We start from the raw sequence: 16,118 nt of genomic DNA, 5'->3' as shown, positions 1-16,118 counted from the left end.
AACCATGGCGCTCGGCCAGCGGGTAGGCGTCGCGTTTCCGAAGCCGCGTACTGCGTTCAGCGCATATCTTAGGCGACCAGACCAATTCCCTTTCCTACCTGCGCAGACTTCGACGGCGCGGTCGCTAGGCCTGCTTTCCCAATCGTCCCCTCTGCTGCTCGTTAGAGGTCCGAAACAGCAAACCGCGCCACCTGCACACGCCCCAGAGACCGAGCGGGTGAACGAGAAGTCGGTGATGCTTCGATCCGTACACCCGTGCCCAACGGACCCGGTGTCACGGTGCCTGTCGCTGGCGGGTGAAAATGTGACAGGTATGGCGGCCGAAAAAGTGACACATCGGTCGTTCCCGTAGGCCGGACGGAGCGCGGCTCCATCCGGGAACGTAGAGCTTGGTGTCTCCCCTGGAAGATGGGAGGCGCCGGTGATCGGATGGGAGCGACGCGTGCTTTTGAGACACTACTTGGACGAAGGTCTGACGGTGATGGAGATCTCCCGCGAACTCGGGATCAGCCGTCAGACGATCTACCGCTGGATCAGGAGCGGGGAGCTGGACCGGGATCTCGAGGAGGTCCGCTACGGTCCGCGGCCCCCGGTGCCCACCAAGCTGGACCCGTACGGGGCGATCGTGCGGGAACGGCTGGAAGAGTACCCCGAGTTGACGGCGGTCCGGCTGCTGGCGGAGATCCGGGCGGCGGGATACCCCGGCGGCGGGATACCCCGGCGGCTACACGCAGCTCAGGCAGTACGTCCGCAAGGTCCGGCCCCCGCTGCCGGCGGAGCCGTTGGTGCGGTTCGAGACGGAGCCGGGTTGTCAGGGCCAGGTGGACTTCGCCCACTTCCGTTTCCCGTGGGGCCGCCGCTACCTGCTTCTGGTCGTGCTCGGCTACTCGCGGCTGTTGTGGCTTCGGTTCTACCAGCGGCAGGACATGGCGACGCTCCTCAGGGGACCTGGAGGTGGCCTTCGGCTTCTTCGGAGGCGTGCCGGGGGAGCTCCTGTTCGACCAGATGAAGAGCGTGATCGTGCGGGACCTGAGGAGCGAGGGCGGGCGCCTGATGGCCGCCGGGGCCATCAGGCGCGTGCTCCAGTGCGTCCCGCTCGGGCGATCCTCCTCCAGCGTCCGGCGCACGACCTCCGCGGTGACGCTCGTTCGGGGACGGCCCCGGCGCGGCCGGTCCCCCAGTCCGGCGAGACCTCCAGCCTCGTACCGGTCCAGCCAGCGCTTGACGGTCGGAAACGACCCCCAGTTTGGGAGGCGCGTAAGGCGGGTATAGGCACATAGACTAAAGGGTTTGACAGTATTGGCTCCCCGGCTCAGGTCCTGCTATGGCATCCGTCTGAATCTTGGCCTCGGAGGCGAAGGGGATCGATATGAACTTGGCAGAGGACCTGGTTCTGCTGCTCCTCAACGAGGAGAACGGCTACTTCCACCAAGTTCCCGGGTGGAACCTGAATTGCGCTGTTGCCAGCGCCGCACTCGCAGATTTGGCACTCGCCGGTCGCGTTGACACGGATCTGGACTCTCTCTTCCTTGTCGACCCGGTAGAAACCGGCGACCCTACTCTGGATGCCATCCTGAAGGTGATTGCGGCCGAGCCGGAGCAGCGAAACACCCAGTACTGGATCGAGCGTCTGGCTCCTCGCGCCGAATCGATCATTGAGTCTACTCTGGATCGCTTGGTACAGCGTGGGATCCTCAACCATCATTCCGGCGGATTCTGGTCACTGTCGCCTGGCACTTGGCAGGCGCAGTCCTATCACACTTCCGACGACGAACCGAGCGAGTTTGTCAAGACACGGATCGCCAAGATCCTGTTCGATGGCGACATTCCCCATCCGCGTGATGCCATTCTTGTTGGGCTTGCCAACGCGTGCCAGGTCCTTCACCTGATCTTCCCCCTCGACGAGACGGCCACGGCACGCATCGAACTCGTCTGCAAACTGGACGTAGTCGGCCAATCCATCGCGAAAACGGTCTCACAAAGCATGGCTGGGCCGACGTTGCGGGTCTTGAGCACCAAGCCGATTCCATCCGCTCGAATTCGCGATGTGCTGTTGAGTCCACATGTCCGAACCGGTAACCTGCCCGCGCTGTTCGCGGATCTCTCCCGCAAACATGGACCTGTGTTCAGAATCCGCACGCCTTTCTCAAGAGAGGGCATGCTCGTGCTCGCGGGGCCTGAAGCCAACCGATGGATGCAGCGATCCGGACGCAGCTACTTGAGGTCGAAGGACTACCTGGAAGATTTTGAGAAGGTGTACGGGGCATCGCGCATCCTGCCTTCGATGGACGGTGCCGATCAGTTCCGCATGCGAAAAGCCATTCACATGACTTATTCGCGCGTGGCGCTTGAAAGCCGTCTCGACGAATTGTACCGACATGCCAGGGAATACATGGAGAGATGGCGGGTCGGCGATATCCTGCCTGTGGTCAAAATGTGTAAGGAATTCACGAACGCACAGTTCTCGCAACTGTCGGTTGGTATCGACACCCAGGACGAATTCCAGGATCTGCTTGAGTTCAAGGAGCGCTCGCTTGTTACGCATATTCAGGGTGCGCTCCCGAAGTTCATGCTGAATACTCCGGGAATGAAGCGGAGAAAGAAGCAGATCGGCAACTTGGTGGAGCGAATCCGGGCTGTCCATACGCCAGCCCAGCGTGCGGGCTGTCCCAGGGATATCGTGGACGACCTCCTGAGTCTGCACGCAAATGACCCGCAGTTCCTGCCCGAGACGGATTTGATCTTCTCTCTCGTGTCACCCCTTATCGTCAGTCTTTACCTAGGCAATGCGCTGAGCTTCGCGCTGCACAACCTCCTATCGCGTCCCGATCTGTACGAGCAGATCCAGGCGGAAGCCGACAAGGTTTTCGCGGACGGTGACCCGGACGCCGATGCCCTCAGCAAGTCCGCCATTGACCTCACCTACCGTTTTTTCATGGAGTCCCAGCGTCTCTACCCGATCATTCCGATGCAAATCAGAACGGTGATGAACACCTGCGTCGTCGAGGGATACGAACTGCCGGTGGGCTCGCAGATCTTCCTAGTCCAGTCGGCCACACACTATATGGAAGACGTATTTCCCGACCCCTTCTCCTTCGACATCGACCGTTATCTGCCGGAACGCCGGGAAGACAAGGGTCCCAGTTACGCCCCGTTCGGGCTCGGCACCCACATGTGTCTGGGCCATCGGTGGGTGGAACTTCACCTGGCCGTCGACCTGCTGATGCTGATGCACTTCTTCAGGTTTGAGATGGCCGACCCGAGCTACAGCCTTCGGATCAACCCGTTCCCGACCATGGCACCGACCCAAAAACTGAAGATCGTGGTCACGGAAAAGCGGAATGATCTTCACGGTTCGCCGCACTCCGACCACTATGGCGAATGTCCCGTGAACGGAAGCGGAGCCGGATCGCGAGCGCAATGAGCCAGGAGGGCCGACAATTCGGGGAGCGCCCGGGACCGATCGCCTATATGGCGAGCAACGGGGTTGCCGCCAACCTCCTAATGGTGGGGATCATCGCGGCTGGGCTCGTCTCTTTCACCGGTCTGGAGCAGGAGGCCTGGCCCGAGCTGCCCTTCAACCAAGTCGAAGTCTCCGTGGCCTATCCAGGCGCCACGCCGGAAGAGGTGGAGGAGTCCATCGTCATCAAGATCGAGGAGCAGGTGAGCTCGATCGATGACGTCAAGACCGTCAGGTCTCTTGCTGCCCAGGGGATGGCTTCCGTGCGGGTGGAGATGAGGTCCGGCGCGGACATCGACGATGCCTTGGACGACATCGAGTCGGCGGTCAACAGCATTCAGACCCTTCCAGCCAGCGCCGAGCGTCCCGAATTCCGCGAGATGACCAACCGTCAGAGCATCATGCGGCTCATTGTCTACGGCGACGTCCCGGAACGCTCACTTAAGGAACTGGCGTACCAGATCGAGGACGAACTCGCGACCGTCCTGGCATCTTCGCGAGTCGAGACAACTGGCGTGCGCAACTACGAGATCTCGATCGAGGTGCCGCAACACCGGTTGCGGGCCCTCGGGCTGACGCTTCAGGACATCTCGAATGTGATCAGGGCCGGTGCTGTTACCCTCTCTGTCGGCAGTATAGAAACCCAGGAGGCCGAGGTACGCGTCCGCACCGTCGGCCAGCGCTACGATCAAAAGGACTTCGAGGACATGGTAGTCCTCGCCCGGGGCGACGGCACGATCGTACGGCTCGGCGACATCGCCGAAGTGCGCGATGACTTCGAGCAGTCGGCCCTTGTCGTTCGGCACCAGGGTCAGCCAGCTGCATTCATCGAGGTTTCCCGCGCCCAAGGCGAAGACGTGGCGGATGTAGTCGCAACCGTGAAGGAATACGTCGAAGACACCTTGAGCCCATCCTTGCCCGAAGGCGTGCGGATCACCGTATGGAACGACGATTCAGAGCTCTTCGCGGAGCGTCTGAATCTGCTCATCACAAACGGCGCGCTGGGATTCCTCCTCGTCCTGGTGGCACTGACGCTGTTTCTGGAACTGCGTCTGGCGATCTGGGTGGCCGTTGGGCTAGTTGTTTCGGGCGTCGGGGCCTTGTCGGTCCTCCTAGTCCTCGACCTTCCCATCAACTCCTTTTCGCTGTTTGCGTTTGTCCTCGCCATCGGAATCGTTGTCGACGATGCAATCGTGGTTGCCGAGCACATTCACCATGAACGATCACTCGGTACGCCGGGACTCCCTGCGGCGATCCGCGGTACGAGGCGGATCAAGGGACCGCTGATCTTTGCGGTCCTCACATCCGTGGCCGCCTTCTCTCCGCTGCTATTCCTGCCTGGCGGAATAGGCGAGATCATGGGACCAATGCCGGTTGTCGTGATCTCGATGCTGCTGTTTTCTCTGGTGGAATCGCTGCTGGTTCTTCCGAACCATCTCTCCCATCTCCCCAGCCCGGAATTGTCGCCTACCGCTTCCATCGCTCGCTTCATCCGCCGGATCCAGGGCGGTGTGAACCGCGCACAGAGGGATTTCGTGGAGGGTCCGCTGCATCGGTGGCTGGAATTTGCGACGGAGCAACCCGCGATAGTGATAACCGGGGCTATCGGACTGCTGGCCTTGTCCGTGTCGCTTCTGGTGTCGGGCATCGTCGGAACGAACTTCGCGGATGAACAGCCAAGCGACTTCGTAACCGTCACTCTCGCCATGCCGGACGGCACGCCTGGGCATCGGACTGCCGAGGTGGCGACTGAGATCGAGGAGGCCGGACGCCAGGTAGTTGACCGATTCTCCGAGGGCCGTCCCGAGAGTGCACCGCCGCTCTTGGCCGGGGTAACTGTGGCCATCGGGCAAGGGCCCCGTATTATGGGTGGGGGACTGGTCGCGGAGCCTAGAATGAATCCCCAAGCCAACCTTGCCAGCATTGAGTTCAAGCTGTTGAACTCGAAGCAGCGACAAGTGCCGACGGAGATGTTTCTTCAGGCTTGGAGAGACGAGGTCGGACAGGTGCCGGAGGCACAAAGCCTCATCTTCACGGGTGAGGTCGTTTCGTTTGGCAATCCAGTCGAGGTCGTCGTGTCGCACACGGATCCCTCGCGCCTCCGTCCGATTGCCGAAGCGGTCCAGGACAATCTGCGTCGATTGCAGGGCGTCTTCGACGTGCGGTCCGATCACGCGGACGGAATCCAAGAGATCCAGCTGGAACTAAAGTCCGAGGCACGCACCCTCGGCCTTACACTCGATGGAGTGGCCCGGCAGGCGCGCTCCGCTTTCTTCGGCGAGGAGGCACTGCGGGTGCAGCGAGGTCGTGAAGAGGTTCGGGCCTATGCGCGCCTGCCCGAAGACGAACGCAATTCCGTCACGGATGTTGAGCGGTACCTGATTCGTACTCCCGGTGGGGGTGAGGTGCCACTCGGCCAAGTGGCCTCCATAGGGATGGGCACATCGCCCACGTCGATCCCGCGTCAGGACGGTCGGCGCATCGCAACTGTTACGGCGGATGTTGACGCCGCTGTGACGTCCGGTACCCAGATCAACGGTATTCTGGAGCGTACGGTCCTGGCTGAACTCACGTCGGCGAACCCAGGAATGACCTACAGCTTTGGAGGGGAAGCTCAGCAGCAGATCGAGTCCTTTGACGCGCTGCAACGCGGCTTTTTACTCGCCCTGCTCGCGATATTCGCGATGTTGGCGATTCCCCTCCGTTCCTACACCAAGCCCTTGATCGTCATGTCCGTGATTCCGTTCGGGCTTGTCGGCGCCGTCCTCGGACACCTGTTCCTGGGCGAGATCTTCACGTTCGTCTCCGCCATGGGCTTCCTCGGACTGAGCGGTGTTGTCGTCAACGACTCGCTCATGATGATCGACTTCATCGACCAGAAGATCAGAGAGGGAACCCCTCCGCGTGCAGGGATCGTTGAAGGTGCTAAGGGACGCTTTCGTCCGATCATGCTGACCTCGGTTACTACTTTCCTCGGGTTCACGCCCATCTACTTCGCGCAGGCGAGCCAAGCCCAATTCCTAGTGCGTTTTGCCGCATCGATGGGGTTTGGCATCATGATCACGACCGCGCTGCTGATGTTCATCGTGCCCGCCCTGATGGCAATACACATGCGCAAGAGAATACGTGTTGACGAAAGGGCAGCGTTAGGCCCGGCCTAGTGCCTTAACTTGGTTCCTCGCTGTTTCAAGTGGGTAGTTTGAAGTTGAGTTTGCCGCACACGAGATAGGCGATGGTGATGAAGTTCTCGGTGGTCCGGTAGCCGCGGGCCCTGGCCTTGGCGGCCTGGACGAGCGAGTTGATGCCCTCGATCATGCCGTTGCTGATCCTCGAGCGGAACCAGAGGAGGATGCCGTCCCAGTGCTTCCCGATCGTCTTCGCCGCGTCGATGACGGGCTGGAAGCCGCTTTCGGCGGCCCACGAGCACCACTTGTCGAGGTAGACCTCCGCCAGCCGGGGCGGGAGATCCCGGAACGTCTCGAAGGCGAGCTTGATCCGGTAGGCGAGGGCCGTCTTCAGTCCCCGCCGCGACGGATCGAGCAGTTCGCCGAGCCACCGCCGCTGAGAGGCGGTGAGCTTGCTCCGCCTCTTGAGCCACAGGTAGCGGGTGCGGTTCAGCTCGGGACGCTCCTTGCGCTCTTGGCGCCTCACCTCGTCCACCGCCCGGTTCATGAGCCGCTGGACGTGGAAACGGTCAAAGGTGATGCCGGCCTCCGGGAACGCCTCCCACGCCCCTTTCATGTAGGCCGCGGACATGTCCATGCAGAGGTCCCGGATCTGCCCGGCGTGCCCCCCGTGCGCCTCGAGGTCCTCCCGGAAGCGGCGCACGACCGAAGCGTCGCGCCCCGGCGTGGCGTACAGAAGCCGCGAACGGTCCAGATCCGCGAACAGCGTGATGTAGTCGTGGCCCCGCCGGCACGCCGTCTCGTCCACCGCCACCGCGCGCACGCCGGAGAAGTCCACATCCGCCCGGGCCTCCCCCACGCGGCGCTTCAGCAGCCGCCACAGCCGCGTGTCGTGCTCGCCCACCAGGCGGGCCACCGCCCGCACCGGCATCTCCCGCGCCAGCGCCACCACCAGCGCCTCGAACCACAGCGTGAAGCCCGAGCCCGGCTCCGCCCACGGCACCCTCGCCTGCTTCACGCCGCACGCCGGGCACCTCACCCGCGGCACCCGCGCGTGCAGGTAGGCCCGGTGCTGGAAGAAGTCCAGGTGCCGCCAGCGCTTCGGGCTCGCGTCGTGCGCCTTGCAGCCCCCGCGCCCGCACGAGGGGCACGCGAACGTCCCGCCCGCCTCGAAGTCCAGATGCAGATCCAGGCGGCGCTCGGCCGCGTCGAACTCCGTCCGCTCCACCCGCCACGGCCACTCCAGCCCCAGCGCCCGCTCGAACAGTCCCCGCTCCGCCATGCCGCCGTCCCGCCCGGCCGCTCCGCGTCCCCCCACCGCCCCGGCCGGCCCCGGAGACCACCGGGCACGTCACGGACCCGCTCGGGCACCGGCGGCCACCGCCGCCGGCCCCGCCACTCTACCGCCCCTCATCCACCCCCAACAGCGAGGAGCCACTAAAAAGCGGGAAGCCGTCCACAGAATCCCGTAACGTGCAACGTCGCAACATGATGCGAATCTGTGAGCATCTGCCATGTAGGCGATCGGCCCGGAACGCTCCCGGTGCATGCCGTCGGTCGGACTCACCGTGTCGAACTCACCGTGCCGCGTCGGTTTCGGTCTGAACGCGCATGCCTTCGGTGGCGAACGGAATTCCGCCGGTGATCACCGCCTGACCACTCTCCAGGGCGCCGGTCACGAACACCTGGTCGTTGGCGCGTTGCAGCACCCGTACCGGAACGATGCTCACGCCGCCGCCATCATTCACCGTCCAGACCTCGTTCCCGGGTTGCAGCGCCGCTCGCGGTATCCGGAAGTAGCGATCCGGTGAGAGGCCCTCGATTTCCACTTCCACGAACTTGCCGATCAGCAGGGGCGGATGACCGCCGACGGCATCGGACGGGTCCGCCGGGACCCCTGTGTTGAACGGATCCGATACACGCACGATCAGGTCTATGGTTCGCGTCTGCGCGTCGAGCGAGGCCTCGCCCCGGTCCACATACCCTTCCCAGGCGAACGCCCCTTCTCCGTATCGGGCGATCACCCGGGCCGCCACTTCGCCATCTCCATCACCCGCCCGAAGTTCCCACAGCCCCGGGATCAGGGCCGCTTCGGCATCGGACAGGGGGACGACCACTTCCACCGCGTCCGAGGCGAACAGCCGTCCGACGGGTTGTCCGGGGCTCACAATCTGTCCCACGCCTACGGACTCATCGCGGACGAAGCCATCGAAGGGTGCGGTTACCCCGGTTCTGGACAGTGCGAGATTCGCGTCGGCAAGCCGGGCCGAGTCGCGGCTCAGCGCGGCGCGGGCGGCTTCCAGCTGGGGCTCCCTCAGCGTGAGCGGACTCGCTTCGGACGACGCAGCCCCGGCCCCTCGACGGTCGGAATAAAGCTCGTACTGGGCGCGGGCGATCGCCGCCTGTTCCTGTTCCTGGAGGAACGCGACCTGGCGAGAGGCGAGGTTGGCTTCGGCTTCCTGCAGGCGGTACAGGTAGTCCGCCTCCTCGATGCGGAAGAGCGTCTGGCCCGCCTCCACGCGTCCTCCGCTCTGGAACCCCGGATCCACCCACACGACCTTCCCGCCCACCTGCGGCGCGATATCGATCTCCGCGCTTGGCCGCACGGTTCCGGACCCGTACACCGGTATCGCGCCCGATCCGGCCGAGACCTGCCCGGTCTGCGCGAACGGAACCTGGGGGGGCGGCTCCCGGCTCGCCGGCTCGGGGGCGAGCGAGAGCAGAAGCGCCGTCCCCGCCGCCGTTACGAAGACGATGAAGAGGATGATCCTGAGACTCGATCCGAATAGCAGTCTACGCAGCATAGGCACCTACTCCGTGGCGGCCGAGAGGCTCAACCGGACCGCAGGGGCGGCGGAAGCCTGGCTGGCGGCATGGGCACGAGAGTTCACGGTAGAACCAGCCGTTGGACGAGGACGTGAAGGGGGATCGGCGGCCCGAATCCGGTTCCTCCATGTCGCAGTCCTCCTCCTCTTGCCGAGACGTGGTTCGTCCGGCTTGAGCATAGAAATCCGAACTTTGCTCTGTCAACCGGATCGAAATCCATTCCGGCCAACCCGGCCCTGGCCCTTCGCTTTCCTGAACGCCCAACCATACATGATACCCCCGTAATAGTTGAACGTCCGCCTCGCCTCCGGATCGTCGAATGGATATACCGCACCGAGCTGTCTGGCAGCGGCGAGGCCACTAACCAGGCAGGTTTCCTGGCTATTTATCAGAGTATGTGCGCCGCAGTGCCACGTCTTTCTCTTCCCTTGAATGAATCGGAACAGGGGGACGAGCCATGCGACATGGCGCACGTCATGCACGATATGCTGGAACCACCACTTTCCGATGATCTTCTGCTCATCGATGTCGCTGATGGGGTTGTAGGTCACCAGGCAGGGCTTGTCGGATCGATTCGCCCATGGTTGCTGGTTGTGCATGATATACGTGATTTCATAATTGTCCGGCCTGGCGCCGTACTGCTCGATATGATTACTCCGCGTCGTCAGGGGCTTCACTTCGTTATCCGGAAGGACCGAGGCGTCCGAGTGCACGACCGTGTGGTTGTGAAGTTCGCTCTCGTAGCGTATCGACGAGAGAATATAGCGCTCCAGCATCGTGGGATTGTCGAGGATCATCAGAGTCTGGTTCGCGTTGCATGCGAGGATCACCTCGTCGAACGCCTCCCGTACGCCGTCTTCGTCCTCGACCACGACGCCGGACGACCGGCGATACACCTTTCGTACGGGCCGGTTGAGATAGATCCTGTCCCGGAAGTCGGCCGACAGGTTCTCGTAGATGCGTCGCGTGCCCTGGTCCCACGTCTGCATGGGCGTGGCGCTCTCGATATCAAAGAAGTCGAGATATCTCACAAAGAGAGAGGCAGGCAGATCGAAGACATTCGTCGCCATCAGGAAGTTGACGAACATGGGCTTCAGTATCTTGTACCTGAAGTCCCCGGAACAACCGGCCAGATTCAGCACCGTCCCCATGCTGACGTAGTTGAAGGGGTTCAGGGCGTTCAGAAACTGCGACCGCGAACGGCTCAGCGGGCCGAACCACTTCAGTCGCCTCAGGACTCGCTGAAACTTCGCAATCTCGGATTGCAGATCTTCCCTGATCTCGGAATCGAAGTCGTGGGCGTAGAGACGACCCCGGTATTTCACACTGTAGCTGAATCTGGTATCGATGAGTTCAATGTCGAACTGTCTCATCAACGACAGGATGTGCTGATATACCGACGGAATACAGGCGGTCACGGAGATGTCGAAGGGAATGGAACTGCCGTCATCCTGCGGCATGTCGGCAGTTATCGCGTTCCCGCCAATCCGGTCCTGAGCCTCGAACAGCCGGAAATCGAACCGGTCCCGGTCGTGATGCAGGGCCCACGCGGCCCCCAGCCCCGATATGCCTCCGCCAACGATGGCTATGCGCCGCGGCGTTGTCCTTTCTCGACCGGTTGCCACGTCCTCGTATCCTGAGCTAGCGGCCGCGGAGCACACGAACGACGCGGCCGGCCGCATCGATTACCTGTAGCGGCCCCGTCAGCACATCGTCGCCGAGGTCGACCACGCGGCCCGGTTCCTCGCCCGCGGCGGCGCGGCGGGAGGGCAGCATGTACGGCTCCGCCAGACCGGCATCGACCGTGTAGCCGAGATCGGCCATCGACTGGATGGTGATCGCGCTGAACGTCTCCGGCTCGCCGAGGGCGTTGAGCGGTCGCATGAGTTCGCCTCTCAGCACGGAACCCCGCCAGTGGAGGTTCGCGCTCCCCCCTCCTCCGAGGTTCTCGACCGGAACCTTCGCGCCGCTCATGTAGTCCGTACCACCCGCCTCGTCGAAGGCGGCGATCGCCAGGGGGCCCGTGAAGTGCGTATCGATCGCTCCCACTCCGAAGGACCGATCGCGAAGCAGGCCGACACGGGACCATAGCAGACCGAATCCCAACGTGTGGGCAATCTCGTGGACCGCGAGTTCCGTCGCGTCGCCCGACCCGATGAGGCCATCGAAGTCGGCCGTGTCGAAGAACGCGACGCCCAGGACCGGGAGCATTGACCCCTCCCGAAGTTGGCACATGCCCGCCTGGGCCAGGGTCCGCCCGGGGCCGTCGATATCCCGGAATTCGACCAGGATCATCAGGTCGTCGATCGTGCCCACCGGCTCCGAGGTGCGCGCGCCGTGGCACTCGAGTTGATCGTTGACGGGCACATCCGGAAGCTCCGTGTCGGCGAGGACGGACATCCAGAGTTCCGCCGCCGATCGGATCGCGGCCCGCTGCGGCTCCGTGACGGTGCCGCCGAAGCTGAGCGCGATGTCGAATCCGCGGCGGCCGGGACGAACCTCCACAGCGAAGGAAAGCTCGGCCGCGCGGCCGCCGGGGTCGCGGGCGGTCACTGTCACGGTCGCGCTCCCCCGTGCGATGGCGACGACTCGCACCATGTCGTCCGCCGCGGCGACGCCCACCACAGCCGGGTCCGAAGACGCCGCCTCGTACACAAGCGGGTCGCCGTCGGGGTCGGTGAAGTGTTCCGACACGTCCACGCGCGCCGTATCTGCCACCGCCAGCGTCAGAGCGGGGATCGGGACCGCGGCCACCGGTGCCCGGTTCGGCACCGTCACGCCGAAGCGCACGGCCGCCGCCCGGCCCTCGGGATCACGGGCCGTGATCGTCACGGTCGCCGTCCCGGGGCCCGCACCGATCACCTGCACCGTGCTGCCGGACACGTCGGCCACCACAACCCCCACGTCGGAGGACCTGGTTGCGTAAGAGAGGACGTCCCCGTCCGGATCGCTGAAGTAGCCCGACGCCTCCAGCGTCGCCGTGTCCCCCACGGCCAGCTCGAAGTCGGGGATCGCACCGATCACCATCGGGGGCCGGGTCAGCGGAGGTTCCGTGCTTCCGTCGCCGCACGCCGCGGCCCACGCGCCGGCGAGGACCGCGAACGCCCAGGTGGCTGCCCTGCCAGGGGCTACCCCGCGCGGGCGGCTCATCCGTGGCATCACTCCCAGGGGCCCGTTGTGGTCGGGATCAGTCGCGCGCATCACCATGTTCCGGGGTCCTGGTTTCGTCGCTCTGACTGCGCAAAACCCGGAACCAATCGGGGAGACGACCCAGGACAAAGATCGCGGCAACGCCTATGAGGGTCCAGCCGCCCAGAGTCATGGCGAAGTCTTCGTGGCCGAGGTTGAGAGCCCATCCGCTGCAGACGAGCACGGCGAACACAACCAGCGCTCCTGACAGCTGCCCCCGTTTTTCGTGAGCCAGCGATCAGGGGTCCGCGGTGGCGCGTGCGCGACCGCACGGGCTGGTCGCCAGGATCAGGTGTTGGAGTTGGTGCTTCCCCCGTGCCCTTCGTGGGGATCGTCGGTGAGTCCGTCCGGCGGCGTTTCTTCTTCGGCATGCCCAAGCTCTTCGATTGCTTGCCAAATCGCCTCGCCCGTCCGTTCCCAGCTGCGACGGAGAACAGTATCCGCATCGTACGGATACCACTCGCCATCCCTGGTGCCTGGCCACAGGTCGAAGATGGAGCCGAAGCCCCGGACAACGTTCAGCAAACGTTCGGCCATGAACACGCTCCCATACCGGACCAGCTTGGCGTTCTTGCAACCAACCTGAACGCCCCCGTCAACACAGTATGAACACCGCCATCCTCCCGCACCCGACGGCCGCTTGCTAGGCGCCGGTGACGTGGAGGACCACGGTTCGGCTGTGCGGGCGGCGCCGATGCTCGAACAGGTAGATGCCCTGCCAGGTGCCGAGGGCGGGCGCGCCATCCACGAGCGGGATGGCGAGGTGCGTCTGGGTGAGCGCCGTACGGATGTGGGCCGGCATGTCGTCCGGCCCCTCCATCGTGTGGCGATAGACGGGGTCATCTTCGGGCACCAGGCGGGCGAAGAACGTCTCGAGGTCGTGCAGGACATCCGGGTCCGCGTTCTCCTGGATCGTGAGAGACGCCGAGGTGTGGCGGATGTAGACGGTCAGCATGCCCGTCTCGATCTCGAGGTGGGCCACCCAGTCGAGGATCGGACGGGTGATCTCGTACAGACCCTTCCCCCGCGTGTCGACGCCCAGTTGCCGGACGAACTGTCTCATCCCGAAATCAGACACGGCGGCTCGGTCGCGGTTCAGGCCACGTCCTCGCGGGCGGCGGCGGCGGTGTGCGCGCGCAGGGCTCGCCACACGCGCTGCGGCGTGAACGGCAGCGCGTCGATGCGGACTCCGACCGCGTCGTAGATGGCGTTCGCGATCGCGGGGAGCGAGGGATGGAGCGGCCCCTCCCCCGCTTCCTTGGCGCCGTAGGGTCCCTCCGGGTCCACCGATTCGACGATCAGCGCCTCGAACTCGGGGCAGTCCATGGAGGTGGGGATCCTGTAGTCCAGCAGGGAGGGTGAGGTGTGCAGGCCACCCTCCACATCGCCCTCCCTGAACAACTGCTCCTCGAAGATCGCCTCGGCGAAGCCCATGTAGGCCGAGCCCTCGATCTGGCCTTCCACGAGCACCGGGTTGAGCGCCCGCCCGCAGTCGTGCGCGACCCAGATGTTCTTCACGTTGACGACGCCGGTGTCCTCCTCCACCTCGACCTCGGCCACGTGCGCGGTAAACGAGTAGGCGGGGGAGGAGCCGATCGTCCCGCCGCGGTACTCTCCGTGGACATCCTTCGGGGTGTTGTAGGAGCCGACCGCGCCCAGCAGCCCGAACTTCACTTCGGCGAGGTTGAAGGCCTCCGAGATCGGGAGCCGTCGCTCCGCCTCCTCCGGGGCTTCCGCGTCGAAGGCCCAGCCGCGGGCCAGTCGCACGCGGGCGGCGGGCACGCCCCACGCCTCCGCAACCGCCTCCGTCACCTGCGCGCGGAGCGTCCGGCAGGCCTCGACGCAGGCGTTGCCCACCATGATGGTCTCGCGCGACGAGTAGGCCCCGAGGTCCACGGGCGTGAGGTCGGTGTCGGCGGAGAACACCCGCACGTAGTCGAGGGGCACGCCGAGTTCCTCGCAGGCGATGTAGGCCATGGTGGAGTCGGAGCCCTGCCCGATCTCCGACGCGCCGTGCAGGACCGTGACCCGGCCGGAACGTTCGATCTGCACCTGCACCGCCGCCTGGGGCATCTCGTTCGGGTAGATGGGATAGTTGGTGCCGGAGATATAGGAGGACGCGGCCACCCCCAGCCCCTTACCGCCGGGCAGCTGCCGGTAGCGTCGCTTCCAGTCGCTCGCCCGCTCCACCGCCTCGAGGCACTCCAGGAAGCCGTTCGAGCGCACCTTGAACTCGTTCACCGTCCGGCCCGTGCCCATGAAGTTGCGGCGGCGGAGTTCGAACGGGTCGAGGCTGAGCCTCTCGGCCATCTTGTCGAGCGAGATCTCGTACGCGAAGCGCGGCTGTACGGAGCCGTGGCCGCGCTTGGGGCCGCAGGGGGCGACGTTCGTGTACACGCGCGTCGAGTCGAAGCGATAGGACTCGATGTGGCAGGGCGAGGTGAGGAGCTGCCCCGAGTAGTACGTGGTCACGAGGCCGAACGACGCGTAGGCGCCGCCATCGAGGACGGTCTTCGCGTCGAGCGCCATCAGCTTCCCGTTCCGCGAGGCGCCGAGCCGGTACTTCATGTGCATCGGGTGGCGGCCGCGGTGCGAGTAGAACACCTCCTCGCGCGTGTAAAGGATCTTCACCGGACGGCCGGTGCGCATGGCCAGCAGCGCGACGCAGAATTCGAGGTCGAACGGCTCGGACTTGCCGCCGAAGGCACCGCCCACGGCGGGCTGAACGACGCGCAGCTTCGCCACATCGTGGTCGAGCACCCGCGCGAGTTCGCGCTGCAGGTAGTGCGGGACCTGGGTCGAGGACCACACCTCCAGCAAGCCGTCCTGATTCAGCTTGCCGATCGCGCAGTGCGGCTCGATCGGCGTGTGCGTCGTCCCGTGGAAAAAGTACTCCCCCTCCACCGTGACGTCCGCCCGCGCCATGCGCTCGTCCACGTCCCCGAACTCGAGGTGAACGTGCTTGAGGACGTTGCCGTTGTGGCCGGACTTTCGCGGCGCGTGGATGGGCTCCGCTGCGCCTTCCGGACTCAGCGATTCCTCGGGGGAGAGATAGACGGGGAGCGGCGCGTACTCGACCCGGATCAACTCCAGCGCCGCGTTCGCCGTGTCCTCGTCCACCGCCGCCACCGCGGCCACCCCGTCGCCGATGAAGCGCACCTTGTCGACGCACAGCGCGTGTTCGTCGCGGGTCCAGGGGATGATCCCGTACGGCGTCGGCATGTCGCGGCCGGTGATGACGCCGTGTACGCCCTCGAGCGCCTCCGCGGCCGACGTGTCGATGGAGACGATGCGCGCGTGCGCCTCGGTGGAGCGGAGGATCTTCCCGTGCAGCATCCCCGGCAGGACGATGTCGTCCGTGTAGATCTCGCGGCCGGTCGTCTTGCGCAGCCCCTCGACCTTTCGCGCACGGCGACCCAACGCCGTGAACTCGGCGGCGGCGAGCCCGGGGAGCCTGTCCGGATCCTCCGCGGCAGCGAGCTGCGCGGGCGTTAACTCGTGCGGATGCATATCCCGGG

At 64.7% G+C, this 16,118-nt stretch carries 11 protein-coding genes and 1 pseudogene; 3 read left to right on the top strand and 9 right to left on the bottom strand.

The genetic code is table 11. From position 1 onward, the window contains the following. Positions 1 to 421: 421 nt before the first annotated feature. A pseudogene (locus ACOOHF_RS06190) lies at positions 422 to 559 on the top strand (helix-turn-helix domain-containing protein); the annotation flags it as partial. On the opposite strand, the gene ACOOHF_RS06185 reads toward ACOOHF_RS06190, so the two are convergent. Continuing rightward, positions 534 to 1,316 (bottom strand): helix-turn-helix domain-containing protein, encoded by a 783-nt coding sequence (locus ACOOHF_RS06185; protein ID WP_420464340.1) that lies wholly within the window; start codon positions 1,314 to 1,316, stop codon positions 534 to 536. The pseudogene ACOOHF_RS06190 and the gene ACOOHF_RS06185 overlap by 26 nt on opposite strands. Positions 1,317 to 1,369: 53 nt before the next feature. Between ACOOHF_RS06185 and ACOOHF_RS06180 the strand changes: the two genes are divergently transcribed. Both ACOOHF_RS06180 and ACOOHF_RS06175 read left to right on the top strand, forming a co-directional pair. After that, positions 1,370 to 3,424 carry a cytochrome P450 gene (locus ACOOHF_RS06180; protein WP_419934141.1) on the top strand — a complete coding sequence of 685 codons (2,055 nt, stop codon included), beginning with the start codon at positions 1,370 to 1,372 and terminating at the stop codon, positions 3,422 to 3,424. Then, entirely contained in the window at positions 3,421 to 6,621 is a 3,201-nt protein-coding gene (locus ACOOHF_RS06175) for an efflux RND transporter permease subunit (protein WP_420463820.1), read from the top strand. The genes ACOOHF_RS06180 and ACOOHF_RS06175 overlap by 4 nt, the downstream gene beginning before the upstream one ends. 25 nt (positions 6,622 to 6,646) lie before the next feature. On the opposite strand, the gene ACOOHF_RS06170 is transcribed toward ACOOHF_RS06175, so the two are convergent. The 8 genes from ACOOHF_RS06170 to ACOOHF_RS06135 form a co-directional block, all read right to left on the bottom strand. Then, positions 6,647 to 7,867: an ISL3 family transposase gene (locus ACOOHF_RS06170; RefSeq protein WP_420463819.1), complete on the bottom strand. Its 1,221-nt coding sequence runs from the start codon at positions 7,865 to 7,867 to the stop codon at positions 6,647 to 6,649. Positions 7,868 to 8,162: 295 nt separating this feature from the next. After that, entirely contained in the window at positions 8,163 to 9,389 is a 1,227-nt protein-coding gene (locus tag ACOOHF_RS06165) for an efflux RND transporter periplasmic adaptor subunit (protein WP_420463818.1), read from the bottom strand. A 222-nt stretch (positions 9,390 to 9,611) separates the two neighbouring features. Further along, positions 9,612 to 11,036, bottom strand: coding sequence for an FAD-dependent oxidoreductase (locus ACOOHF_RS06160; protein WP_420463817.1), 1,425 nt, complete (start codon positions 11,034 to 11,036; stop codon positions 9,612 to 9,614). A gap of 16 nt (positions 11,037 to 11,052) precedes the next feature. Beyond that, entirely contained in the window at positions 11,053 to 12,561 is a 1,509-nt protein-coding gene (locus ACOOHF_RS06155; RefSeq protein WP_420463816.1) for a leishmanolysin-related zinc metalloendopeptidase, read from the bottom strand. A 37-nt stretch (positions 12,562 to 12,598) separates the two neighbouring features. Continuing rightward, positions 12,599 to 12,793 (bottom strand): hypothetical protein, encoded by a 195-nt coding sequence (locus ACOOHF_RS06150; RefSeq protein ID WP_420463815.1) that lies wholly within the window; start codon positions 12,791 to 12,793, stop codon positions 12,599 to 12,601. A 95-nt stretch (positions 12,794 to 12,888) separates the two neighbouring features. Continuing rightward, entirely contained in the window at positions 12,889 to 13,137 is a 249-nt protein-coding gene (locus ACOOHF_RS06145) for a hypothetical protein (RefSeq protein WP_420463814.1), read from the bottom strand. A gap of 106 nt (positions 13,138 to 13,243) precedes the next feature. After that, positions 13,244 to 13,663 carry a secondary thiamine-phosphate synthase enzyme YjbQ gene (locus ACOOHF_RS06140; RefSeq protein WP_420463813.1) on the bottom strand — a complete coding sequence of 140 codons (420 nt, stop codon included), beginning with the start codon at positions 13,661 to 13,663 and terminating at the stop codon, positions 13,244 to 13,246. Positions 13,664 to 13,695: 32 nt separating this feature from the next. Then, entirely contained in the window at positions 13,696 to 16,110 is a 2,415-nt protein-coding gene (locus ACOOHF_RS06135) for a xanthine dehydrogenase family protein molybdopterin-binding subunit (RefSeq protein WP_420463812.1), read from the bottom strand. Between the last annotated feature and the right edge of the window lie 8 nt (positions 16,111 to 16,118).

Source organism: Candidatus Palauibacter sp. (assembly GCF_965216145.1).
Classification (GTDB): domain Bacteria; phylum Gemmatimonadota; class Gemmatimonadetes; order Palauibacterales; family Palauibacteraceae; genus Palauibacter.
This window is presented reverse-complemented; position numbering and strand designations above follow the sequence as displayed.